The following is a 24,093-nucleotide window of genomic DNA, read 5'->3' on the forward strand; positions in this document are numbered from 1 at the left end:
GCCGTCACAGCGGTCCCGGCGACCGCCAGGCGTCGACGGGTCTGGTGTAGCGGGCCAGCAGTCCGGGGGCGGTGGCGCCGACCACCGCCGCCGCGGTGTCGCGCATGCGGGCGGCCAGCGGCGACGCGCTCTGCACGGCCTCGGCCAGCTGGGCCGAGCGCTGGACCAGTGCGGTCGTGCGCGGCAGCCGGGCGTCGGTGTAGGGCTGCAGCGCGGTGGGCACGTAGGCGGCCGATCCGCTGATGTGGTGGGCCAGCACGACGGCGTCCTCCAGCGCCTGGCAGGCTCCCTGGGCCAGGTTGGGCGTCATGGCGTGGGCGGTGTCGCCCACCAGCGCGACGCGGCCCTTGTGGTAGGCGGGCAGCGGGGTGTCGACGTGCCACACGTCGGTGCGCATCACCGACTCCGGCCGCGCGGCGGCCGCCAGGCGCGGCAGCGGATCATGCCACCCGGACACCCGCGCCGAGAGTTCGGCGCGCTCGTCGGCGCTGCGCCCGCCGGCCGGCGCGTTGCCCGTGGCGTAGCAGAACACCTGGTCGCCGGTGAGCGGCAGAATCCCGGCCACCCCGCCGCGGCCCCAGCTCTCGCCGAAGGCCATGGCCGGATCCGGCCGCGGCACTACCGTGCTCCAGCAGGAGAAGCCCGCATAGACGGCGCCGGGGTGCTCCAGGAACAGCTCGGTGCGCAACGCGGAGCGTGCGCCGTCGGCCAGCACCACGAGGTCGGCGGTGTGCTCGCCCGTACTTGTGACCACGCGGGACGGCCGGCGGGTGTCGCCGGGCTCGACCGCGGTGACCGTGGCGGCCGTGTGCACCGAGCCGTCGGGCAGCCGCTCCAGCAGCATCGTGCACAGCTCGCTGCGGCGCAGCACGCACACGGCTTCGCCGAACCGCTCGCGGGTGCGCTCGGCCGAGACCCGCAGGATCCACCTGCCGTCGCTGCGGCGGATCGCGGCGATGCCCTGCTGGGCGGAGCGTTTGCGGACGTCTTCGCCGAGGTCGAGGGTGTCGAGCGCGCGCAGCGCGTTGGGCGCCAATGCCAGTGCGACCTCGGCGGGTTCCAGGCCGGGGGCGCGCTCGCAGACGGTGACCGCCCAACCCACCCGGCACAGGGCCAGCGCTGCGGCCAACCCGCCGATCCCGCCTCCGACGACAACGGCGTGCGGCTGTGCCATGGGCTCGCCCTCCGGGGAGTCGCGCCGGGGGTCCCGAGGCCGAGCCGGTGCCCGGAACCGTGTTTCGCCCCAAGGCTAGAGCCGACGGCCCGGCGGCGCCACGGAATGCCCATCCCTGTGGACGGCGGGGCGCCCCGGCCCTTGTGGGAAGGGCGATCCGGCCCCGCGGCGGCCCCGCCCGCCGGAACCGACCGGGCGGCCGGGTCCGGCGAACAGCGGCGCCGGGCGGATGCGGGGTCCCGCTCCGGCTCAGCCGCGCTTCTTGTGGGCGGCCATCCGGCCGCGCTCCTTGGAGTCGAGCACGACCTTGCGGATGCGCACCGCGTCCGGCGTCACCTCGACGCACTCGTCCTCGCTGCAGAACTCCAGGGCCTGCTCCAGCGACAGCCGCCGCGGCGGCACCAGGCGCTCCAGCTCTTCACCCGAGGAGGAGCGCACGTTGGTGAGCTTCTTCTCCTTGGTGATGTTGACGTCCATGTCGTCGGCGCGGGAGTTCTCGCCCACGATCATGCCCTCGTACACCTCGGTGCCCGGCTCGACGAACAGCACGCCGCGCTCCTGGAGGTTGAACATGGCGAAGGTCATGGCCTTGCCGGTGCGGTCGGCCACGAGCGCACCGGTGGGGCGGGTGCGCAGGTCGCCGAACCACGGCTCGAAGCCCTCGAAGACGTGGTGGGCGATGCCGGTGCCGCGGGTCTCGGTGAGGAACTCGGTGCGGAACCCGATGAGGCCGCGCGAGGGCACCAGCCAGTCCATGCGCACCCAGCCGGTGCCGTGGTTGGTCATCTGCTCCATACGCCCCTTGCGGACGCTGAGCAGCTGGGTGATGGCACCCAGGTAGTCCTCGGGCGCGTCGACGGTGAGCCGCTCGATGGGCTCGTGCAGTTTGCCGTCGATCTCGCGGGTGACCACCTGCGGCTTGCCGACGGTCAGCTCGTAGCCCTCGCGGCGCATCTGCTCGACCAGGATCGCCAGCGCGAGCTCGCCGCGGCCCTGGACCTCCCAGGTGTCGGGGCGCTCGGTAGGCAGCACGCGCAGGCTGACGTTGCCGATGGTCTCGCGGTCGAGGCGGTCCTTGACGAGCCGGGCGGTGACCTTGGCCCCCTTGGTCCTGCCCACCAGCGGCGAGGTGTTGGTACCGATGGTCATGGAGATGGCCGGCTCGTCCACGGTGATCAGCGGAAGCGGGCGCGGGTCCTCGGTATCGGCGAGCGTCTCGCCGATCATGATGTCGGGGATGCCCGCGATGGCGATGATGTCGCCGGGGCCCGCCTTGTCGACGGACTTGCGCTCCATCGACTCGGTCATCAGCATCTCGGTGATGCGCACGTTCTGCGTGCTGCCGTCGCTCTTGATCCAGGTGACCTGCTGGCCCTTTCGGATCTCGCCCTGGTGCACCCGGCACAGCGCCAGGCGGCCGAGGAACGGCGAGGCGTCCAGGTTGGTGACGTGGGCCTGCAGCGGGGCGCCGGGGGTGTACTCCGGTGCGGGGACCGTGTCGAGCAGCGTGTGGAACATCGGCACGAGGGTGCCGTTGTCGGGCGCGGTCCCGTCGGCCGGGCGCTCCAGGGAGGCCTGGCCGTCGCGGGCGCAGGCGTAGACGATCGGGAACTCGATCTGGGACTCGTCGGCGCCGAGGTCCATGAAGAGCTCGTAGGCGTCGTCGACGACCTCGGCGATGCGGCTGTCGGGCCGGTCGACCTTGTTGATGACGAGGATCACCGGGAGCTTGGCAGCGAGCGCCTTGCGCAGCACGAACCGGGTCTGGGGCAGCGGCCCTTCACTGGCGTCGACCAGCAGCACCACGCCGTCGACCATGGACAGGCCGCGCTCGACCTCGCCGCCGAAGTCGGCGTGGCCGGGGGTGTCGATGATGTTGATGACGACGTCGTCGCCCTGGGGCGTGGTGTAGTGGACCGCCGTGTTCTTGGCGAGAATGGTGATGCCCTTCTCGCGCTCGAGGTCGTTGGAGTCCATCACGCGCTCGTCGACGTCCTGGTTCTCACGGAAGACGCCGGACTGCCAGAGCATGGCGTCGACGAGAGTGGTCTTGCCGTGATCGACGTGGGCGACGATGGCGACGTTGCGGATGTCAGTCCTACGTGCGGAGCCTTCGACAGGCTGGTCGCTGGACATGCGAGTGTCTCGATCTCATGTGGTGGGAAGGCCGCGACTCCCGCGGCACGCTTCCAGTTTATGCGGCACTGCCGAGTAGGCGGGAAAACCGCCAGGTCAGCGGATACCGGAGGTCCGGGCACGGCTCGGGGCCTGCGCAGGCGGCGCGGCGGGCGCCGGGGCGGGGGCCTCAACCGCGCAGATGCGGCCGGATGTCGGTCAGGAACGGGACGTCGGCGGGCAGCCAGTCGACGCCGCAGAGCCCGCCGGCATCCAACCAGCGCAGCGCGAGGTGCTCCAGCGCACGGGGTTCGGGCCCGTCCGCGGGCAGCTCGGCGAGCCACACCCGCAGCACGGCGGCCGAACCGTCGTCGCGGACGGGAAAGGAGACGTCGCCGCCGATCCGGCGCACCGGCTCGATGCGCACGCCCAGTTCCTCCTCGCACTCGCGCACGAGGGCGCGGGTGTCGGACTCGCCGGGATCGACCTTGCCGCCGGGAAGCTCCCAGCGCCCGCGCATCACCGGGGGATGGGACCGCTGAGCGGCGAGCACCGCGCCGTCGCGGACGATCGCGGCGCCGACGACGATCTGGGAGTGGGGCACGAGCCAAGATTAGCCGCGCCCGCACCCCGCCGATCCGCGGACCCCGCCCGGCACGAGCGCCTCCCCTGCCGTTCCCGGCGCCAGGACGACCCTACGCACGCGATCGCCAAGCCGCAGGGGTCAGGCCGCCATGCGGGTGTGCTCCGCACGGCCGCCGGCCTCGGCGCCCAGGCGGCGGGCGGCGCCCTCGGGATCGGCGGCGGGGTGGGTGGACTGTGCGCCGCCGTCCTCTCGCCAGCGGAACAGACCGCCCCAGCACCACACCGTCAGGCCGCTGCGCAGGGAGAGCATCGCCACCCGACCCAGCGCACCGCCGTAGAGCCGCTGGCCGCCCGATTCGGACAGGCGGTCGCGCAACCGGGCGACGGCTTCGGCGGAGGTCGCTGGAGCTGCGGCGGAGATCGTCGAGAGGCTACCCACGGAGGAAGGACCTTTCCAGTCGGCACCTGCGGGCACGGATGCCCGCTGCGGCGATGCTGCGGCACGGCGCGGCCGGGCGCGCCTGTCGTCGACGTCGCTAATCCCCGTATCCGGCCGCCCGTAAACGGCCACAGTCGATTCGGTCACGACTCGGTCAAGGGGCGGCCGCGCGGCGGCGGCGCGTGCCCGGCGCTTCCTGCGCGCCGCCGGGGCCCGTTGATCTTGTACCTACGGTCACATGTGATCGCTCACAATGACCGTAGGTACAAGATCAACGCTGGTGCCTGGACCAGGGCCGCTAAAGACCGCGGCGACGGGCCGTGGGCGCGCGGGTGGCTCCCGCACGGCCGATCACAGGCGCAGTCCTCGGGCGCCGGTGGAGGCGGCGCCCGAGGCGGAGCGACGCTCCCCGGGGGGGAGTGGCGGGAACGTCGGCGTCCGATGGGACTGCGTCGCGGCGCGCCTGCACCGCCGATCGGTCGCCGCGCGGCGGCCGATCGGGGAGGGTGCTGCGGTGCGGCGGCCGGAAGAGGGGCCGGAGGGAGCTGGGCGCAGCGGCGGACACGGGTCGCCGTGCCGATGGCGGCCCTCCCGCTGCGACGCGGCGGCGGCGCGGTGCGGGTGCCCCGGCGGCCGGTCGGCGCCGAACGCCGGTTCCGGCACCGGATGCGGGCACGACCACTCCGCCGAACCGCGGATTCCCGTCCGGTTTCCGCTTCATAACGGGAGCCTATTCAATGGCCCCAGAACGCGGGGTGGAAACCTGAAAAACGGATCGCCGCGGTCGGGGCCGGGGCCGCCGCCGAACTCCGTTTTCACGACACCCGGACGAGTGCGCTCGCGCACCCGCCCTCGGAGAAGGCGGCGGCCCCGACCGGCCCGGTCGTCGTCCGGGAGGGATCGAACGCGACCACGGCCCGCGGGCGGCGGCACGGGGAGAGGGGGCTGTGCCGCTGCCCGACTCCGAACACGGTACTGGATATCCCCCAATATTTCAGTTGTCCACTTATACGAATCCGTTGGCTGACACGAGACACCTATTACTGAAGTGCGCCCGAATCGTCTGTTATGCCACGAAAGAGGCGAAGGAATGTAGCAGCTTGGTATGCTTTTTCAGACATCGGAGACATTCGCTCCCCTTCCAGGGTTTCTCATGCGCAGCGTGCCGAATCAACGGTTCGGGACCGCAGTCAGAAATCGGCCAGACGCTGCGCGAGAGCCGTGAACCGCCGCCCCGCGCCCGCGTTGCGCACCGCCTGGGCCAGCGCGCGGCGCGAGCCCACCAGCACGACCAGCCGCTTGGCGCGCGTGATCGCCGTATAGAGCAGGTTGCGCTGCAGCATCATCCACGCGCTGGTCGTGACGGGTACGACCACGGCCGGATACTCGCTGCCCTGCGAGCGGTGGACCGTCACGGCATAGGCGTGCACCAGCTCGTCGAGCTCGGCGAAGTCGTAGGCGATGTCCTCGTCCTCGTCGGTGCGCACCGCCACCGACTGCTCCACGCTGTCGATGCCTGCGATGACGCCGAGGGTGCCGTTGAAGACGCCGTTCGCGCCCTTGTCGTAGTTGTTGCGGATCTGGGTGACCTTGTCGCCGACGCGGAAGATCCGGCCGCCGAACCGGCGTTCGGCCACGCCCTCGCGCGAGGGCGTCAGAGCCTGCTGCAACAGCACGTTGAGATTGCCCGCGCCGGCCGGCCCTCGGTGCATGGGCGCCAGCACCTGGATGTCGCGCCGCGGGTCCAGGCCGAACGTGCGCGGGATGCGGTTGGCGACCACGTCGACGGTCAGCTCGGCCGTGGCCTCGGTCTCCTCGCTGGGGAACAGGAAGAAGTCCGACATCCCCTCGAACCGCGGCGGGGTTCCCGTGTTGATCCGGTGCGCGTTGGTCACCACGCCCGACTCCTGGGCCTGACGGAACACGTGTGTCAGCCGCACCCGCGGCAGTGGCGAGCGCTCGTCCAGCAGGTCGCGCAGCACCTGTCCGGCACCCACCGAGGGGAGCTGGTCCACGTCGCCGACCAGCAGCAGATGCGCGCCCGGCGGGACCGCCTTGGCCAGCTTGTTGGCCAGCAGCAGGTCGAGCATGGACGCCTCGTCGACCACCAGCAGGTCGCAGTCCAGCGGATTGTCGCGGTCGTAGGAGGCGTCGCCGCCCGGCTTGAGCTCCAGCAGCCGGTGCACCGTAGAGGCTTCGTGGCCGGTCAGCTCGGTCAGCCGCTTGGCCGCGCGGCCCGTCGGGGCCGCCAGGACGATCTTGTGCTTCTTCGCGGCGGCCAGGGTGATGATGGAGGCGACGGTGAAGGACTTGCCGCATCCCGGACCGCCCGTCAGAACCGCGACCTTGCGGCTCAGCGCCAGCTTGACCGCGTTCCGCTGCTCCTCGGCCAGATCGGCGCCGGTGCGCCGGCTCAGCCAGTCCAGCGCCACGTCCCAATCGACGTCGGCGAAGGCGGGCATGCGGTCGGCCGAGGCGTTCAGCAGCCCGCGCAACTGCCCCGCGAGCGCCTCCTCGGCCCGCTGGAAGGGCACCAGGTAGACGGCGGTCGTCTCCTCGCCGTCAGGGCCCACGACCTTCTCCGAGACCACGCCCTCCTCGGCGACCAGCCGGGCCAGGCACTCGATCACCAGAGCGGAGTCGACCTGCAGGATCTTCACCGCCTCGGCGATCAGCCGCTCCTCGGGCAGGTAGCAGTGGCCGTCGTCGGTGGACTCCGACAGCGTGAACTGGATGCCGGCCATCACCCGCTCCGGGCTGTCGTGCGGGATGCCGACGGCCTGGGCGATGGTGTCGGCGGTCTTGAAACCGATCCCCCACACGTCGGTGGCCAGTCGGTAGGGCTCGTTGCGGACGATCGAGATGGAGGAGTCGCCGTACTTCTTGTAGATGCGCACAGCGAGCGAGGTGGTGACCCCGATTCCCTGCAGGAAGACCATCACCTCTTTGATGGCCTTCTGCTCCTCCCAGGCGTCGGCGATCAGCTTGGTCCGCTTGGGGCCCAGCTTCGGTACCTCGATGAGGCGCTCGGGGGTCTGCTCGATGACGTCGAGGGCGTCGACGCCGAAGTGGTCCACGATGTGTTCGGCCAGCCGCGGCCCGATCCCCTTGACCAGGCCGGACCCGAGGTAGCGGCGCACGCCCTGGACCGTGGCGGGCAGGACGGTGGTGTAGTTGTCGACCATGAACTGGCGGCCGTACTGGGGGTGGGAGCCCCAGCGCCCCTCCAGCCGCAGCGACTCCCCGGGCTGGGCGCCCAGCAGCGCGCCGACCACCGTGGTCAGCTCTCCGCCTCCGCCGCGGCCGTTGTCGATCTTGGCGACCGTGTAGCCGGTCTCCTCGTTGGCGTAGGTGATGCGCTCCAGGACGCCTTCGAGCACCGTCGGCCGGAACCCGCCGCGCTCACCGGAACCGCCGCCCCGGCCCGACCGCTGGGCCATCAGGACACCCCTTCCACAACCTCGGTCCACCCATGATGCCGCCTGCGGACGACATACGGGCGAGTGCGGCGGAAGGCGCGAAGGCGACGGGACACGGTGCCCGTCACGGTGAGCTTGAAGAACGGTGAGCAGGCGAGCGCCGAAGGCGAGGCACCCTCCGGGAACCACCCGCAGCGGGGACCACGGCTCGGGGATTAGGTTCGGCGGGCCAGAGGTGAACGTTGCGCGGTTACCTGGGAAGCACGTAGACGCCCCGCCCGTGCACGGCACGAACAAGCCCGCCTTCCACGAGGTAATCCGTGGCCTTGACGGCGGTCCCCCGTGCCACCTCGAACTCCTGCCGGAGCTGATTCAACGACGGGATAGGCCGCCCGGGTGCATAGCGGCCTGCCTCGATACGAGCCGCAAGGATCGCTGCCAGTTGCAGCCACACAGGGTCCATGCCCTCGTGGTCGATCTCAGTATCGGGCCCGTAACCGGTCGGCAAGTCCATGCGGACAGAGTGCACCAGCACGGGTCACCGGATTCTTTCGGGGAAGTGCATGGACCACCAAAGATCAGCGAGTACACCATGGATCAGTAGGGTACAGTTCGATTGACAACATCAAAGCGGCCCGGCGGAAGCGGCTACTTCCCCGGGCCCGGCCAAGCGATCGGAGCGCTTGACGTGTGCCACCTTATTGCTCTGATATGCCTACCGGTACGCCTTATCCGCCCCTCGAAAGGGCTGCACGTGATGCCGCGTGCGGAACGCGTCGACCGGAGGTCGACCATCCGCACGACATACCACGCACGGGTCCGCCCCTACGCGCCCCTTCCCGCAGCGCCGGCGCCCGACGTCGGGACTGTGTGCCGGACGCGCGCTCCCTCGGTCCGCCCCTACGCGCTCGCCGCGCTTCGTCGCAGGCACCGGTTCACCGGTGTCCGCGCGTTCGCCGGGACGCTTGAGCTCGTGGGTCGGCAGCCTGGACTTCGCGGCCCCATGGCGGGGGTGGCGGTATGAGCGCCGACGAGCTGCGCGGAGCGGCGACTCCACCCGTCGCGTACGCGCTGACCGATGCCGAACGACTGGCACTGCGTGACCTGCTCGACGAGATGGTCGAGGCGACGGAGGACCACGTCTTCTGGTTCGGCCGTGCCCGCGAAGCCGCCCTGGAGATCAGGCGCCGCCTCACCGCCCTGCTCGACGGCGCCGAAGGGTAGTCCGGAGGCCGAATCCACCGGTTCGGACGTGGGCTCGAATCGAGGGCTCGGCGCTAGACTCCCGTCCACTGAAACGCGCACAGCACCGCCCGTCTCGTCCCCGCTCCCCCGCCCCCCGCTCACTCCGTCGAGTGCTTCGCGGTCGAAAGGGGGCGGGGACGGACGGGAAGGCGCGGGCACGTCTGCGAGCTGCTTGGGAGGCGCCATGAAGGCCCGGGGGACGCGGCGCCTGAGTCGGCTGCTCCCCGGCGATCCGGCGGAGGTCGGCGGCTACGAGCTGGTGGGCCGCGTCGGCGCCGGCGGGATGGGTACCGTCTACGCCGGTACGGCACCGGGCATCCGCGGCTACCTGGCGGTGAAGGTCATCAACGGCGCGTACGCCGCCACCCCGGAGTTCCGTCGGCAGTTCGCACACGAGGCGCGGCTGCTGGCGCGTGTGAACAGCCCCTGCGTGGCCCGGTTCGTCCAGGCCGACGTGGAGGCCGAGCCCCCGTGGCTGGCCACCGAATACGTCCCCGGCCCGACGGTGCGCCACTACGTCGAGCGGCACGGGCCGCTGCGCGGCGGCATGCTGATCGGGCTCGCCGCGGGCGCCGCGGAGGCGATCCGGGGCGTGCACTCGGTGGGGATCGTCCACCGCGACCTCAAACCGAGCAACGTGGTCATCGCGCCGTCGGGGCCCAAGATCCTCGACTTCGGAATCGCCCGCCCCACCACACGCGAGGACCCCACCCGCTGGATACGGCTGCGCCGGTTCCGGCAGGCCGTGCGGCGCTTGGGCCTGCCCGAACCGGAAAAGCTCCCCGGCGACGAGGACCGCAACGCGGCACCCCGCGACCGCGTAGGCACGCCCGGTTGGATCAGCCCCGAGCAGTACCGGCACGAACCCGCGACCGACCGCTCCGACGTGTTCCTGTGGGGCTGCCTCGTGGCGTTCGCGGCGGCTGCCCACAACCCGTTCGGCCACGGCCACCCCAAGGAACTCGCCCGCCGGGTGCTGCGGGAGGAGCCCGACCTCGATCGGCTGCCCGCCGAGCTGGAGCCCCTCGTACTGGCAGCGCTGTCCAAAGACCCCGCACAGCGGCCGGACTCCACACGGCTCCTGCGCGAGGTGATCGCCGCGGGGGGCGGGGAACCGACCTCGACCGCCGCCGCGCTGCCCCCAGCGGTCCGCGAGTTGCTGCGCACCCACTGGACCGAGGTCGCGGTGCGGCTGCCCCGGCCGCCCCGGGAACGCCCGTGGATGTGGTCGCCGCGATGACTGCGGGCGGCGGACGCTCACACCGGGCAAGCCCCACCGCCTCCCCGGAGACGACGAGGCCGCGCCCGACCGCCGACCCGCGTAGCCGTGTGCGCGTGCGCCTGCCGCTGCACGCCGCCATGTCCTGCAGCGTCCGCCCGACCACGGTCAGGCGGATCGGAGCCCGGGTGGCGATCTCTCCTTCGGAGACGCGCAGCGAGTGGATCCGCACCGCCGAGGACACCGCCCGGGATCGGGAGGACCGCGGCCGGCACCGCAGCGCCATGTCGACGGTGCGCCCGTCCCAGGGCGAAAGCCCGTCGAGCCGCCACAGCCGGGCGGCGGTCTCCCGGCAGGCGAACGCGCCGGGAGCCAGCGCCAACTGCGCGGCGACCACAGCCCGTTTCAGCGGCGAGGCCAGCGCGCCGTAGCCCAGCACCCGGAACACGCCCCGGTGGGGAGTACGGGCCCAGGTCCCGCGGCGCAGGTGGCCGCCGATGTCCTGAGCGGAGAGCCCGGCCCGCCGGGCCTGTTCCCGGCTGATGAGCCCGAACTGAGCAGCGGCGAAGAGGGCCACGGCGTCGTCGCCGCGGCAGGGGAGTGACTTCTTGAAGACCATGCTTCAAGGGTCATGGGGAGGGAGGCGGGGCGCCAGCGCGATCGAGGGGGTGTGGATAACTCGGCGAAAGGAACGGTCAGTCGGGAAGAAGGAAGTGGATCTCATCAGACAAAGCTCTTGCCGCCGGATCGGCTTGGGCCTGAAAAGCCTCTTCGTCGGCTTCAGCCCCATTCTCCACCGGCTTGTAGCTCAGTTCGCAGACAACGCCCTTCTTGCGCATGATCACCGAGTACTCTGAGCCCTCCGGAGCTCCACCCGGCATATAGAATACCGTCGCTCGATCCCCCCACGTACTCTTACCAGGGGATTCGTACTCACTTCCGTACTGGGAAGCGTAGTCCTCCTCGATCGACTTCATGACGGTCTTGGCTCGATCACGCACCGGAGTATCGCCATACGATTCGACGTACGCTTCGTAGGAGAGCTCTAAGCGCCAGTCAGTCAAGCCGTCCGGGGATATGAGCCATGAGCATTCGTCTTCCACGGTCCTGAACCCCGAGGAAGGCTCAGGAGTAAGGGTGGCCGAGTCTGGAGGACTGCTCACCTCGTCCTGGCGCCTCGGGTAAAGTCCCGTCTTCAGCACATCATCGTCCATGGCGCCGCAGAGGTCGAGAAGCCCAGGCTTCATGGACTCCCGTGGTTCTCTGGACGGGAGTGAGGATCGCTCATCAGAGGCTGCAGGTCCCGTCACTGTATCCGTCAGCAAGCGCACCGATCCGACGAATACGCCGATAACGAGCAGAGCAGCTGTGGTGCCACAGCCGAACATGAGGAAGAAAGCGCGCCATCCATGGATCCCCTGCTTCTTCTTCGGCGCGGCTTTCTCTTCAGGCATTTTCGGTCCTCAGCAGTGACAAGGGGGCGAGCGACGTCTACTGTGCCCGGTCGCCCAGTTGCGCCTTCACGTCGGGATGCTCCAAGGGGCGGGTGAATCCCAGGATGGGGGACCGACCGGGAGTATCGTACTCGTGCACGGCGATAGGCCCGCAGTCGGTGCACCACGCCTCGACCATGAGCCCGTCGCCGATGACCATGCCTACGTGCCCGGGGATTCCTCCAGGACCGCCCACTTTGAAGAACACCAGGTCGCCGGGTTGCTCCTCGCCTTCGGGGATCTTCGGCCCGAAGGCCCACTGGTCCTGTGACACCCGCGGGATGGAAGCGCCGATGCTCGCGTAGGCGCTGCTCGTCAGTCCCGAGCAGTCGAATGCGTCGGGCCCCACAGCACCCCAAACATAGGGCTTTCCTCGCTGGTCCAGAGCCCAGTCGACGACCGCCTGCGCCTGATCGCTCGGCGCCTGGCCGATCGGCTCTCCCTTGGTGTTGAGTTCGCAGTTGACGGCCTGCTGGACGGAGCCGCTGGTTTCGAAGTCGCCGTCGGAGTACCGACCGGCCCAGCTCTTGACGTCGTCGACGTACCACCACGCGTGGTTGTAGCCGTAGATCGCCTGGTCCATGTTCTCGCGGGCCCCGTGGGCGATGAGGTAGTCGGCCGCCGCGGGAATCGCGTCGGCGGGGTCGTAGACGTTCACGACCCCGTCGTCATTGCCGTCTTGCCCGTAACCCTCCTCGGGCCGGTCGTCGGCGTCCATGATCGGCTCGCCGCCCCAGCTGTTGCCCGCTGCCGAGCCGTCGAGTGCGCCGAACTGCATGGGGCCCGCGGCGCCCCAGTCGTTGTGGCCCTCGGTGATGCCCGGCCCTTCCCAGCGGCCGTGTTTGCTCTCGACCTGACCGACTCCGGCGAGGATGTTCCAGGGAATGCCCTTCTCCTCGCCGACGGAGCGGTAGATGTCCAGGTAGTTCTCCGGGATGGAGTCCTCGGCGTATCCGCTGCTCTCCGCCTGGTCTGCTGTTTGGTCGGCGGTGCACTGCAGCCCGCCGACGGCGTTGATGATCCCCGGGTTCAGTGCGGTCATGGGCACGATGACGACGCCGACCACGATCGCTCCGAGCAGGAACAGACCCACGGCGATCGCCAGTCGGGTCGCACACGACCCCGTGTCCGCCTTCCACGCCGCCGGTCCGGCGAACAGAGAGATCATTCAGTCACCTGCCGCATCTCCCGACTCAGTGGGGACGTCACCGAGGTTGCCGGCATCGGCGGGCTGGAAATCGTAGACTCGCCACTCTCCGCCCTCGTCCGAGACGGTGACGGCGAACTCGCCCAGGTCCTCGGTGGCGCCGTCGCTGCCTTCGGTGATCGACTGCGCCTTCACCACGAATGTCACGGAATCGTCGCCGAACGCCCGGACGGCCTCGATGTTCGCTCGCCCTTCGGCGACGGCCTCCTGCTCGGCCATGTCCTGCCATCGGGCGCTGGCACCGGAGCTTTGGGCCAGGGTCTGGGCGTAGTCGTCCGTCGCCAACTCCTGCATGCCCGCGTAGTAGTCCTCGGGCGACTTCGCGTAGTCGATGGTGCCGTAGGCCCGGGCGAACTCCTGCGCCGTGGCGGCGGCGGCCTTGAACTCCTCCTCGCTGAAGGGGAACCAGTCCATCACCTGCATGTTCTGGGCGGCCGTGGTCGGGATCGGGCTCGGCGGCGCGACGTTCTCCGAGCCGCTCTCATCGCCGCTCGCGCTAGCCGGCTCGGATCCGGACTCCGCCTCGTCGTCGGAGCCGGCGCCCCACCCGCCCAGGCTCAAATAGATACCGAAGGCCACGAGCACGACGACGAGGGCGCCGAACACGAGGCGCTGCTGACCTTCACTGAGCGATCGGGGCATGGCGGGGGTTCCTGTCGAGGGCGGTCATGGCGGTTCGTTCAGTCCTCGTCCCGCAACCAGAACGGCACATCGCGCCGGAGGTCCCGGCGGCGCTGGGACTCCGCACCGGTCCAGAAGGGACTGCTGGGGGCGTCGTTCTTCTTGTCGCCCGATCCGGTGAGCCAGCTGCCGCCGTCACCGGAGCCGTTCGACGGGGCGGAACGCGGTCGGCGCGGCTCACGCGGCGGCGGCGCGCTGCGCCCCGGCTTCGAGCGAGGGCCGCCCCACCGGGAGCCGCGGTTGACGCTGCCTCGCGGAGGTGTGGCTTCGCGGCCGCGGAATATGCCGGCACCGGAGTCGGGATCGGCGCGGCGGGAACCGCCGCCACTCGGCGGAGCCTCGTCGGCGGAGGTCCGCTGCGGAGCCGATCGCTGCTCGCCGCCGCCTCCGCGGCCGAACACGGAGGCCCAGCCGGTGTCGCCGGTCCCCGTGTAGCCGCCCGCGGGACGTGGCGGAATGCTCCCCGAGCCGGAGGAAGCCGCGCGGGCGCTGCCACGAGCCGTCCCTCCAGACGCGGCTTCGCTGAGCCGGGGAGCCTCCGCGGTTGAGCGGCCGGCCGCCGCGGCCCGCTGCTGCCCTCGTTCGCCGTCCTGCCCGAGCTTGAGGGGTGGCGGCGCCGAGTCGCCGCGGACGCGGCCGTAGCCCGCACTCGCACGTGCGCGTCCCACATCGCCGCGAGCGCGGCCTCCTGCCGCTTCGGCCGCTTCCTGCGTGCTCCCACCGCCGCGTGACGGCTCGGCCGCCTCCGCGGCACCGGCGGCCGCTCCCGCTCCACCGGTCGGCACTGCAGCGGCCGCTCCGGCGAGCTGAGGGCTCCGCTTGAGCCCCCACTTCTGGGCCCGCATGTAGGCCACGGGTGGAAGGACATTCGAACTCTTGCTCAGGGCACTGCTGGATACGGCGTCGCTCACCATCCTGGAGGTGAAGGTGTTGGCGTTTACCGATTGGAACAGGTGGGCGAACGGTCGCCGGTAGATGAACAGCGCCAGCGTGAACAGGGCAAGCAGAATCATCTGCAGCCCCCAGCCCAGCGAGGACCCGATGACCATGCCGTAGCACAGGACAAGGACCGATATCAGGAGGACGATAAACACTTGCTTCAGGAGTAGACCGAGCGTCATTTCAAACCACCGCAGCAACACCGTCCTGCCATAACCGGGGTGGATTCCAATCAGCAGGAAAACCGGAGAGAAAAGCAGGAGCAACAGAAACCCGATTTTCAGCACGATCAGCGCTACGGAACCTGCAAGAATGAGCCCGCCAGCAAACAATGAAGCGAAGAGCGCGAGCGTGGCGACACCCAGCCGGTTCCCTTGCTGCTCCCCCTCGAACAGGGGATAGATCTGCGGGTAGTTGGATTCGATTTCCGACGCTATCTGCTCGTACTGCTCCTGCTTCTCCTGGGCCAGCTCCGCCGCATCGGTCTCACCTTGGGTGATCTGCTGCTGCTCAACCCGACTGAAGGCCTGGGCTTCGAGGAGTGCCATGCCATGCTCACGCTCGGCCGTGGACGATCCGGCCACCGATCCGAACTGTCCTGCGATCCAGGGCTGGCATACCAGGCCCGACCAGAGCATCTGGGAGTTTTGACGGATTGCGAAATCGTTCTGGCTTTCCCAATCAGCTTTCTGAACCTCTTCAGCCCCGCGTGGACACGTATCGGCACCGCCTGGTGGAGTGATCCTGGATATAGAACTGTTCACCAACTGACTACCCGAGTTGACCACGGTCCCCGCATAACCGAGTATCTGCAGAGGATTGACCAGAATCCACATTCCGAGCGCCGTGGCCACAACCATCCAGATCGCACTTTCCAGAGTAAGCGTGACCCGCTTTCGGATCAGTCCGTACCAGCCCAGCCACACGGCCCCCAGTATGATCACCGTAGGAAGCAGTGGACGCCAGATCCCCTCACGCAACTCCACAACGATGTCGGCGACCATACGGTTGAAACTGTCAAGGAGCTCATTGGACAACGCCGCCTGATAGACAGTGATCGTCGACTGGTTGATCGTCTTCGACAGGTTCCATGTCGTATTGCTCAGCGTCGCAACGGCAGCCGAGCCCATCTTGTCGACGCAGGATTCGCGGATCACGTGCCATTGCTGCCCCGCGGTCCCGTACTGGCCGTAAAGACTGGAGTCCGGAGGAAGGCCGTCAGGGGAGGACGCCGCGGTCTCCGCGGCCTGCGGCGGCACCAGCAACCCGTCCGCTCCGCTCCCTGCGGCCTCCGGCTGAGGCGCCGGCTCCCCTTCGCACACCGGGGCGGCCTGGGCGCTGCTGAGAGGCGTCATCAAGAACGCCAGCATCATCCCGGCCATCACCAGGTTGCGCTTGAAGCGCCTCCGGCCTCGGCCCCGCCGCTCGCGTCGGTGCGGCGGGGCTTCGGCCGAGGGCTGTGAGCCGTCCTCGGAGTCGAACGCGGCGGTCGGCGTCGCGGTGTTGGTCACTGGTCCTGCCCCATCCTCCTGGTACCGCCGGTGCCACCCGTCGCAACCAGGGCACCGGCGCCTGAGCCGTCGTCGTCGGAGATGTCGTCCGGCCGATTCCGCGTGGGGTTGGTGTCCAGCCACTCCAGCAGCTCCTCGGACACCAGGTCCACGGCGACCCGTCCAGCGCGCCCGTCGAGGTCGCGGAAGATGCACTCGCCGTTGCCGAGGTTGCGCAGCATCGCCTGATGCTCCTCGGCGGAATCCACCCCGAGCAGCGCCATGACGCTCTCCACCTCGTGGCGCTCACTGGAACGGAAGGCGAACACACTGGACAGGCAGTTGGTGACTTGCTCATTGAGGAGGTCGCCGGCGTTCTGGCTGACCAGGATCAGGCCGGTGTTGCGGGAGCGCCCCATCCGCGACACCTCGGGCACGAGCTTGGCGCCCTCCGGCGTGGAGGTCACGGCCCAGGCCTCGTCCAGGAAGATGGCCTTGGGGAGGTGGCGGTCGAGTCCGTTCATCAGCCGCCGGGCGAACTGGCTGACCAGGTAGAGCAGGGCGACGCTGAGCCGCTGCTCATAGGAGTAGTCGTCGCGCTGGATGGCGGAGTCGGGCAGGGTGAGCCCGCCGAGCGTGAAGACGGTGGTCCAGCCTTCGGTGTCGATCTGCGTCTCGCCTTGGGGATCGAAGCACAGGCCCGCCAGCCGCATCTCCGACATCGAGCGCAGCACGGCCCCCAGGTTGCGCGACGCGGGGTCCTCGGAGTCCTCCAGGTGCTCGACGACCTTGGCCAGGCTGGGCCGCGGTTGGTTGGCGACGGCCGCCACCGCCTGGATCATCGCCGATTCCCGTTCCTCGCTCATTCTCGGCAGGAGCAGGCGCAGCGTCTCGGTGGCCATGGTCTTCTGCGCGGACAGGTCGTCGCCGAAGGAGAACGGGTCCAGCAGCCCCGGTTCTGCCGAGGCCATGGACATGATCCGGGCCTTGCGTCCGCGCCGCTGCAGCAACTGCACCAGCGACTCCGCGTCGCCCTTGGGGTCGATGGCCGCGACGGTGACGCCGCGCAGCGCGAGCTGATGGATCAGCAGCAGCGCGAGTGTGGTCTTGCCGCCGCCGGGCTCTCCGGTGATCGCGATGGCGGTGGGGCGGTTGCGCGCCGCGGCCACCATCGGGTCGAAGTGCACGACCGAGCGGGCCCGCCCGATGGTCTCGCCGATGTAGGGGCCGATCCAGCCCGATCCGGAGGAGTCGCGGCGGTCGCCCAGGTCGATGGTCGCCGTGGGCATTCCGCCGGCGATGGTGCGCAGGGGCTGGCGCTGGGCGTAGGCGTTGAGCCGGATCCTGTCGCCCGGCAGCGACTCCGAGAACAGCGCGAACTGGTCGCCGGTGGAGTTGACGACGTCGATGCCGATGTCGCGGTAGTGCTCGACGACGGCCTCCACCCGCTGCACCAGCAGGTCCTCCGTGGGCGCCGAGACCATCAGCCGGTGCCAGCCGTAGACGAACGGCAGCCGCTCCTTGGTGATGCCGTGCTCCAGCATGCGCGCGGCGTCGATCTGCTCGGCGAGCGCGATGGGGGCGGGTACCCCGGCCTCGCGGATGTGGGCGTCCATGTCGCGGGCGTGGGCGAGCTTGCGGCCGACGTCCTTGCTGGCCTTCGCGGGCGGGATGAGCTTCATCCGCAGCGACAGCTCCACCGGGAACGGCAGCGCGTCGGCGTAGTGCAGCCACGGCTCCCCGTCGGGGAAGGGCATCAGGTCGGGGAACCGGGAGAAGGACAGGTAGGCGACGTAGGTGGAGCCGGTGGGCTGGTCCAGCCGCAGCATGGACCTGCCGTTGTGGACCACGCCCTCGACCAGCTGCTCGATTTCGCCCTTGCCCCAGGTCCGGCGGCCCGCGGCCGAGCGGCGGGACTCCTCGATGGTGCCGGTGACCGCGTGCCGGATCAGCCAGGCGATCTCGTCGGACGTGGCGTGGCGGGCGTGCAGCGAGCTGGCGGCCAGCGCCCGGCCGAGGCGCTCGGCCTGGTCGGTCCAGTCGGCCAGCTCCTTGGCGTCGATGGCGTCGTCTTCCAGGCCCAGTACCTGCTCGGTGCGCTGATAGGCACTGATGAACTGCGCGAAGACCCCCTGGGAGAGCTGGCCGCGCACGCCGCCGCGCTGACCCAGGCGCACGCCCAGGTAGACCTCCTTGGTCCAGAAGTCCTTGGCCCACACGTGCCGGTACATCTCGTCGAGGTAGTCGAACCAGCCGGGCCCGGAGTCGGAGGTGGCGTCGAGCCTGGTGGCCCACTCGGCGGCGGGGTAAGTGCGGTGGGCGACACGCAGGTGCACCTCGGCGTCGTTCATCCGGATGGCCGCAAGCGCGATGGTGATGTTGGTGGCCAGGGCCTCGCGCTCGTCGGGGGTGGCGAACTCGTAGGAGACCGTGGGCAGCCGGAAGTAGGCCCAGGCCTCGGCGTCGCTGAGCAGGATGCGGTCGTCGAAGTAGCGGACCGAAAGGCGGGTGCCGCTCCTGCTGCCGTTCATCGAGTGGCCTCCCCGATCGTGTGCGTGGTGGTCTGGTGGCGCTCGCCCCGGGCTCCCGGCGGGGATGGGGACGGGGTTCCGCCGGGGGTCATCGGCGGGTCTCCGAGGGCCTGCGCCGGGGTCCGCCCGATCCGGACGCCCCCGTGTTCGCGGGGCCGTCCAGCCCGCGCATCAGCACCCCGCCGAGGGCGCCCTGGGCTCGACGGGTGGTGGCGCGCAGGGCTCCGACGTCGACGACCTTGCCCGCCGCCAGGTGGTCGTCCCAGGGCACCCGGACGATGGCCCGGCAGCGGCCGCGCGCCACCTGCTCGGCGGCGTCGACGTCGGCCAGGCTGCGCTTGCTCACCCCGTTGATCACGACGACCGACGTGGAGCGCAGCGCGGCGTAGCCGTGGCCGTCGAGCCACTCGAAGGTCATGGCGACGGCCCGCGCGGCGTCCTCGCTGGCGGGCGCGACCAGCACCATGCCGTCGGCGGCGGGCAGCGCCCGTGCGACGCCCGTCGCCGCCGGGTCGAGCACGGTGACCTCGTAGAACCGCTCCAGCAGCGCGGCCAGGCCCGCGTAGTCGCGGTCGTCGAGGGTCTGCACGTAGGGATCGTCGAGGGTCGCCACGACCTCCAGGCCGGTGGCCTGCAGGCGGGAGGTGTAGCGGCGCATGCCCGCGTAGGTGTGCACGGTGTCGGCGTTGGCCAGCAGCGAGGTCACCGTCTCGGGGGTCTCGGAGCGGATGCGCCGGGACAGGCCGCCGCTGCCGGGGTTGACGTCGACGGCGGCGACACGTTCGTCGCGGTAGGCGGCGAGGGTGTGGCCGAGCATGAGCGCGGTGGCGGTCTGGCCCGCTCCCCCGGTGCAGCCGAGGACGACCACGTTGCGCGGGCCCGGCAGGGGGGTGCGCAGCCGCCCGATGTCACCCTCGGGCAGGTCGGACTTGGCGGCCGCCTGCGAGCCGCCGGTGACCACGCGCGCCAGGCGGCGCCAGCCGCGGGTGCCGCCGGACTCGCCGCCGGACTCCTGTCGGGCGGCATCGGCCGGGCGGGCCTGCGGGGCGGGAGCGCCGTTGGGAGCTCCGCCCATCCGCTGCTGCTCGCCGGTGCCGTGGTCGAGTTGCAGTTCGGGCTTGTCCGCGTCGGCGGGAGCGCCGGGGCCGGACGCGGCGAAGCTGCGCTCGGCGGTGTGCGCACCGTCTTCGGTCGCGGGCGGAGCGGAGGTGTCGGACGCGTCGCCGGCCTGCGGCGCCGGGTCGGGCGGGGTGCCGGGCGGTGTCTGCCCGAAGAGGTGGCTGAGGCGGCGGGCGTTCTGGGCGACGCGGGCGAAGACGCCGTCGTCGATGTGGGCGGGCGGCGCGCTGCGGACGGGGCGGCGGTTGCCGGTGGAGCCGGCGGTGGCGCCGCGGGCGTCGTGTGCCCTGTCGCCGCTCGCGGAGGACGAGGCGCCGGTGCCGCCGGGAGCGTCGGCGCCCGCGGGTTCGGCGGTCACCGCGGGCGAGCCGCCGGTGGGGCTGGAGCGGATCGTGCGCGACAGCCGGTCCGACCTGTCGCCGCGCTGTGCGGCTTCGGCCCTGTCGGCGCCCTCGGGGCTGTCAGTGCTGCCAGTGCTGTCAGGGCTCTCGGCAGCGGCGTCGGTGCCGGTGGGCTGGGAGCCGGAGCGGGCGGCGGAGGCCGCTGGTGCCCCCGTGGTGCTCCGGTCCTGGAGCTGCTCGCCGGCCGCGTCGGTGCGGGGGGACTCGTCGCGCCCGCCGCCGTTTCGGCGCGCCCGGATGGCCGCGGCCTCGGCGGCCTCCAGGTCGGCCGGCGACGACCGGCGGTCCGGGGTGTCGACGCGGCTGAAGGACTCGTGTTCCCCGGTGCCGTGGTCGAGTTCGAGCGAGGGCTTGCCCGGCGTGGCGGCCGACGTCGCAGCGCCGTCCCCCTCGTCGGGTGCGTCGTCAGGTACGTCGTCGCCCGCGTCGGGGGCGGAGGCGGCTGCGGGCGCCTCGCGGTCCGCGCCGTCGGCGGCAAGGCCCGCCGCAGAGCCCTGGCCGTCGCCCGAGCTCCGGCTGTCGGCGGGGGCGGCGCTGCGGGCCGAGACGCCCCGGTCGGCCTCGTCCGGAGGACCGGCCAGCGGCGGAAGGGAGTGCCGGGCCGCCGCATCGCGGCCGTCCCCCTCGTCCGAGACGGCACCGCCCGCCGGCCGATCCTCGGCAGCGGGGGCGGCGCTGCGGGTTTCGGGCAGGCTCTCGACGGGCTCGCCGCCGCTGCCGGTCCCCGGTGCTTCCGCGCCTCCATCGGCGAGGTCGTCCGCAAGGCCGGTGCCGCGGTCGCCGTCCTGCCGGGCGCCGGCGCCGCGAAGCGACGGGGTGGCACCGGACTCGACAGGAGGGCCCGCCAGCGGCGGAAGGGTCTGCCTGCCGACAGCGGCACCGCCGCCCTCGGCGGTCGTTTCGGCGCCTTCGCCGGTCCGCGCGCCATCGGCATCCGGCCCGGAACGGTCCGGGCCGGCGTCGGCGGTGCGGTCGCCGCCCTCGTCGGCGCGGTCCTGGGTTGCGACCGGCTGAGCGCCCTCCTCATCCCGGCGCTCGGCGGTCGGCGGGTCGGCCGGCTGCTCGACGGCGGGCTCGGCCTCGTGCGCTGTGGCGCCGGGTGTCCGTTCGTTTCGCTCGCCCTCGAAGGCGCCGTCGCCCTCGCTGCGAGGGGTGGGGGACTCGGCGGAATCCGCGGAGGCGCCGCCGCCGTCCGACGGGTCACCCGCCTCGTCGGGACGGCTCGCGGAAGCGTCCGGTTCGACCCCCTCACGCGCATCGGCGCGATCGGCGCGGCCCTCGGCCGCCGGTGCTGCGGAGCCCGCAGACGCCGTGCGCTCGGCCTCGCCGGCGGGAGCGGGGGCGTCGGTGAACCAGGCCACCGGTCGGCGGGGCTCGTGCCCGCCGGCCTCAGCGAAGCGCGGCTGAGGCGGGGGCGGGGTGTCGGTGTGGCCGAGATAGCGGTCCAGGACCGCCAGCTGATCGTCTGCGTTGCGGGAACCCTCGTTCGACCGCTCGCTGGACTGCGCGGTGCGCTGGTCGGCGGACTCCGCGGCGGCTTCCTCCTGCGCCCCGTCGCCGGCGCTCCCGCCCGCAGCCGCAGGCGCCGCCTCGGCGCCGCCTGCTCCGGTCGTCCCGGTGCTCCCGGACGCGGTCTCTTCGGGCGTGCCGTCCGCGCCGGCTTCGGCTTCTGCGGCGACGGGCTCGGCGGCGACGGCCGTCGCAGGGCGGCCGGACTCGGCCGGGTCGGTCGCACCGGAAGCGCCGGAGGCGGCCGCGGGACGCGCGGCGTCACCGGCCGACCCGTCGTTCGGCGCCGCGTCCGCGTCATCCCGCCGTTCGGTCGGCTCGTCGGTGCGCCCGGAGGCGGCGGAGAAGACCCGCACGACCTGGGACATGTCCTCGTGCTCGCCCGTCCCGTGGTCCAGCTGCAGCGAGGGCTTGCCCGGCGCCGGCCGCTCCGGCGGGGTGTCCGGCCCGGCACCGGCCTCGGGCGGCTCATCGGTGCCGCTGCTGTCGGCCTCGGGGCTCGACGGGTGTTCGGCGCCGCCACCGGGGGACCGGCCGGCGCCCGCCTCGGTGCGATCAGCTCCGTGCTGCGCACGCTCGCCGGTCCGCTCCGTACCGGGGCCGGTGTGGTCGGACTGCGCGAAGAACACGCGCACGACCCCGGACAGGCTCTCGTGCTCGTCGGTCCCGTGGTCCAGCTGCAACGGCGGTTTGGCCGACGCGCCGGACCCGGTCGAGGAGGCGGCGGCGCCGACATCGCTGCCGGTGGCCGCCGCGCCGTCGCGGCGCTCCCCCGCTTGTGCTTCTGCGTCGTCTGCGTGCGCGTCCGAGTCGGCGCTGTCCAGCGGAACGGGCAGGTCCCACGGCGCGGAGTGCGGGCGGCGCTGGGCCCAGCGCTCGCGCAGCGACGGGCGACCGGTCGGTTCCGCCTCTCCCGCCGCGCGGCCGGGTTCGGCGGTCTGAGGCGCGGGCACGCGCTCGCGGGCACGCTCCGCGCCCGCCACCGCCTCGCTCCCCGCGGGAGCGGCGGGTGCAGCGGCCTGCGCGGACTCCGCCGGCGCGCTCTCGTCCGAACGCGTGCGCTCCAGGCGGCGGGCGACCTCCATGCCCTGGGCGCGCCCGCGCAACCGGCGCTGGGGGCCGGGCACGGGCGCCGCCGCACCGCCGCGGGCCGAGGCCGGCTGCTCCGTCTCGGCGGCGCCGGGCTCCGCGTCGGCGGCGCCGGATGCTGTGCCGTGCTCCCGCTCGGCGGGCATCGGCGCGGCCATCATCTCCTCGGCACGCCGACGGGCCGCCGCTGCGTCGCGCGCCGCGTGGCGGTCGACGGCCGCGGGAGGTTCGGCCGCCGCGACGGCGCGCTCGGAATCGGCGGCCGCGCGGGACCGCTCGTCGTCGCTCAGTGCCGGGCTCTCGGCCACGGCCAAGCGCTCGGCGAGGTCCGCGGGGGTGCGGGCCGCTCCGGGGATGGGTCCGGTCACCGGGCGGGCGCGGGATCCCCGCTCGCTGTCGCCCTGCGCCTCCTGGGCATCCGCGGCCTGGAGGGGCGCCTTGTCGAGGGCGAACCCGAAGTAGTTGAGGATCCTCAGGCCGACGCCGCGCTTGGGCTTCTCACCGCGATCGCCGTCGCGGTCGTAGTCCCACTCCCATTCCCGCCGCAGATCGGGCGGAGCGGCCTCGGCCGCCGACGCCGGAGCGGTTGCGGGGTGCGCCTCGGCCGGCACGTCGTCTTCGGCCGGCTCGGCGGAGCGGACGCCGAGCGCTGCGGGGTCGGGCCCGACCGCGGCTTCGGTCTCGCGCTCGTCCTCGGGCGCCGAGTGCTCGGGACGCCGCCCGTCCGCCCACGCGCCCGGATCCGGCACCGGATCGGGCGCGCTCCCGTTCGACGGCACGCCCGTCCGCACCGGGGCGTCGCCGCCCCACAGCGGGTCGGTGGCGTACTCTTCGACCTCCTCGACCGTCGGTGCGCGCTCGTCCGGCGGGCGTGCGGTCGGCAGCGCCTCGGCGAGCGGAGGCGCTTGGTCGGCCGTCCGCCGCGGCACGTCGACCGCCGCACGGCGGCTCGGCTGCTCTTCGTCCTCCCCGACGCGTTCCCGGTCCACCTCCTCCGGATCGGCTGCGCGCGTGCGCCCGCGTGCGGCCGCCGCCCCGGTGGCCTCGGGCAGCGGTCCCGCCCGCGGGTCGCGGTGCCAGACGCGCACCGTGACCGCGACGGTGCCGGACTCGCGCTCGGGCCGCAGCCGGGTGAACGCCTTGGGCTCCGCGAGGTAGCGGGCCTGGGAGGAGATCAGCTCGCTGAGCCGCTTGCCCTCGACGACGGGCCGGGTGGCCAGAAAGGCGATGACAAAGGGGGGCACGATGTAGATGACGTGCAGCGGCATCTCGGCCGGGACGCCGATCAGCTGCAGCAGCATCACCCAGACGAAGGCGACGCCCACGAGGACACCGATGTAGACGACCGAGACCGGCTGGGGAAGCCGGAAGTCATACAGCTTGTAGAGCTTCTTCTCGATCCGCCAGATGTTGGTGTACGTGGGCAGGTCCACGTCTG

Annotated in this window: 15 protein-coding genes; 3 read left to right on the top strand and 12 right to left on the bottom strand. The window is 71.8% G+C overall.

Annotated elements, in window-relative coordinates:
- Nucleotides 1-4 precede the first annotated feature (4 nt).
- The 6 genes from LP52_RS00460 to LP52_RS00485 all read right to left on the bottom strand — a co-directional run bounded on the left by LP52_RS00460 (nt 5) and on the right by LP52_RS00485 (nt 8,246).
- Nucleotides 5-1,174 carry an FAD-dependent monooxygenase gene (locus tag LP52_RS00460; protein WP_040269699.1) on the bottom strand — a complete coding sequence of 390 codons (1,170 nt, stop codon included), beginning with the start codon at nt 1,172-1,174 and terminating at the stop codon, nt 5-7.
- A gap of 249 nt (nt 1,175-1,423) precedes the next feature.
- Entirely contained in the window at nt 1,424-3,310 is a 1,887-nt protein-coding gene (typA, locus tag LP52_RS00465) for a translational GTPase TypA (protein WP_040269700.1), read from the bottom strand.
- Between the two features lie 169 nt (nt 3,311-3,479).
- On the bottom strand, nt 3,480-3,893 hold the full coding sequence (locus LP52_RS00470; RefSeq protein WP_040269702.1) for a (deoxy)nucleoside triphosphate pyrophosphohydrolase: 414 nt from the start codon (nt 3,891-3,893) through the stop codon (nt 3,480-3,482).
- A 120-nt stretch (nt 3,894-4,013) separates the two neighbouring features.
- Nucleotides 4,014-4,313: a hypothetical protein gene (locus LP52_RS00475; RefSeq protein ID WP_040269703.1), complete on the bottom strand. Its 300-nt coding sequence runs from the start codon at nt 4,311-4,313 to the stop codon at nt 4,014-4,016.
- 1,190 nt (nt 4,314-5,503) lie between these two features.
- A complete protein-coding gene (gene recD2, locus LP52_RS00480; protein ID WP_052809260.1) occupies nt 5,504-7,753 on the bottom strand; it encodes an SF1B family DNA helicase RecD2 in 2,250 nt (749 codons plus the stop codon).
- A 229-nt stretch (nt 7,754-7,982) separates the two neighbouring features.
- Nucleotides 7,983-8,246 (bottom strand): GntR family transcriptional regulator, encoded by a 264-nt coding sequence (locus tag LP52_RS00485; RefSeq protein ID WP_040269776.1) that lies wholly within the window; start codon nt 8,244-8,246, stop codon nt 7,983-7,985.
- 506 nt (nt 8,247-8,752) lie between these two features.
- On the opposite strand from LP52_RS00485, the gene LP52_RS00490 reads away from it, so the two are divergent.
- The 3 genes from LP52_RS00490 to LP52_RS26930 all read left to right on the top strand — a co-directional run bounded on the left by LP52_RS00490 (nt 8,753) and on the right by LP52_RS26930 (nt 10,627).
- Nucleotides 8,753-8,956: a hypothetical protein gene (locus LP52_RS00490; RefSeq protein WP_040269704.1), complete on the top strand. Its 204-nt coding sequence runs from the start codon at nt 8,753-8,755 to the stop codon at nt 8,954-8,956.
- A 205-nt stretch (nt 8,957-9,161) separates the two neighbouring features.
- Nucleotides 9,162-10,217, top strand: a complete 1,056-nt coding sequence (locus LP52_RS00495; RefSeq protein WP_040269705.1) for a serine/threonine-protein kinase — start codon at nt 9,162-9,164, stop codon at nt 10,215-10,217.
- 167 nt (nt 10,218-10,384) lie between these two features.
- Nucleotides 10,385-10,627, top strand: a complete 243-nt coding sequence (locus tag LP52_RS26930; protein ID WP_157036137.1) for a hypothetical protein — start codon at nt 10,385-10,387, stop codon at nt 10,625-10,627.
- Nucleotides 10,628-10,891: 264 nt separating this feature from the next.
- Here LP52_RS26930 and LP52_RS00505 read toward each other — a convergent pair whose 3' ends face one another.
- From LP52_RS00505 to LP52_RS25505, 6 genes are all read right to left on the bottom strand, one after another.
- Nucleotides 10,892-11,650 carry a hypothetical protein gene (locus tag LP52_RS00505; RefSeq protein WP_157036138.1) on the bottom strand — a complete coding sequence of 253 codons (759 nt, stop codon included), beginning with the start codon at nt 11,648-11,650 and terminating at the stop codon, nt 10,892-10,894.
- Between the two features lie 37 nt (nt 11,651-11,687).
- A complete protein-coding gene (locus LP52_RS00510; protein ID WP_040269708.1) occupies nt 11,688-12,857 on the bottom strand; it encodes a C40 family peptidase in 1,170 nt (389 codons plus the stop codon).
- The gene (locus LP52_RS00515) at nt 12,858-13,538 is read right to left on the bottom strand and encodes a hypothetical protein (protein WP_052809261.1); all 681 of its coding nucleotides are present in this window, start codon (nt 13,536-13,538) and stop codon (nt 12,858-12,860) included.
- Nucleotides 13,539-13,576: 38 nt separating this feature from the next.
- Complete coding sequence (locus LP52_RS00520) at nt 13,577-16,027, bottom strand: type IV secretion system protein (RefSeq protein WP_338011602.1); 2,451 nt, start codon at nt 16,025-16,027, stop codon at nt 13,577-13,579.
- A complete protein-coding gene (locus LP52_RS00525) occupies nt 16,024-18,537 on the bottom strand; it encodes an ATP-binding protein (protein WP_040269709.1) in 2,514 nt (837 codons plus the stop codon). Before LP52_RS00525 ends, LP52_RS00520 begins: the two co-directional genes overlap by 4 nt.
- Nucleotides 18,538-18,625: 88 nt before the next feature.
- Nucleotides 18,626-24,088: a TcpE family conjugal transfer membrane protein gene (locus LP52_RS25505; protein WP_052809262.1), complete on the bottom strand. Its 5,463-nt coding sequence runs from the start codon at nt 24,086-24,088 to the stop codon at nt 18,626-18,628.
- Between the last annotated feature and the right edge of the window lie 5 nt (nt 24,089-24,093).

The organism is Streptomonospora alba, from assembly GCF_000826685.1.
In the GTDB taxonomy this organism is placed as follows: domain Bacteria; phylum Actinomycetota; class Actinomycetes; order Streptosporangiales; family Streptosporangiaceae; genus Streptomonospora; species Streptomonospora alba.

Excerpts from the sequence above, each read along its gene's own strand:
- LP52_RS00510 (WP_040269708.1), bottom strand. The coding sequence starts at position 12,857 with ATGATCTCTCTGTTCGCCGGACCGGCGGCGTGGAAGGCGGACACGGGG.
- recD2 (WP_052809260.1), bottom strand. The coding sequence starts at position 7,753 with ATGGCCCAGCGGTCGGGCCGGGGCGGCGGTTCCGGTGAGCGCGGCGGG.
- LP52_RS00495 (WP_040269705.1), top strand. The coding sequence starts at position 9,162 with ATGAAGGCCCGGGGGACGCGGCGCCTGAGTCGGCTGCTCCCCGGCGAT.
- LP52_RS00485 (WP_040269776.1), bottom strand. The coding sequence starts at position 8,246 with ATGGACTTGCCGACCGGTTACGGGCCCGATACTGAGATCGACCACGAG.
- LP52_RS00490 (WP_040269704.1), top strand. The coding sequence starts at position 8,753 with ATGAGCGCCGACGAGCTGCGCGGAGCGGCGACTCCACCCGTCGCGTAC.
- LP52_RS00460 (WP_040269699.1), bottom strand. The coding sequence starts at position 1,174 with ATGGCACAGCCGCACGCCGTTGTCGTCGGAGGCGGGATCGGCGGGTTG.
- LP52_RS00525 (WP_040269709.1), bottom strand. The coding sequence starts at position 18,537 with ATGAACGGCAGCAGGAGCGGCACCCGCCTTTCGGTCCGCTACTTCGAC.
- typA (WP_040269700.1), bottom strand. The coding sequence starts at position 3,310 with ATGTCCAGCGACCAGCCTGTCGAAGGCTCCGCACGTAGGACTGACATC.
- LP52_RS00515 (WP_052809261.1), bottom strand. The coding sequence starts at position 13,538 with ATGCCCCGATCGCTCAGTGAAGGTCAGCAGCGCCTCGTGTTCGGCGCC.
- LP52_RS00505 (WP_157036138.1), bottom strand. The coding sequence starts at position 11,650 with ATGCCTGAAGAGAAAGCCGCGCCGAAGAAGAAGCAGGGGATCCATGGA.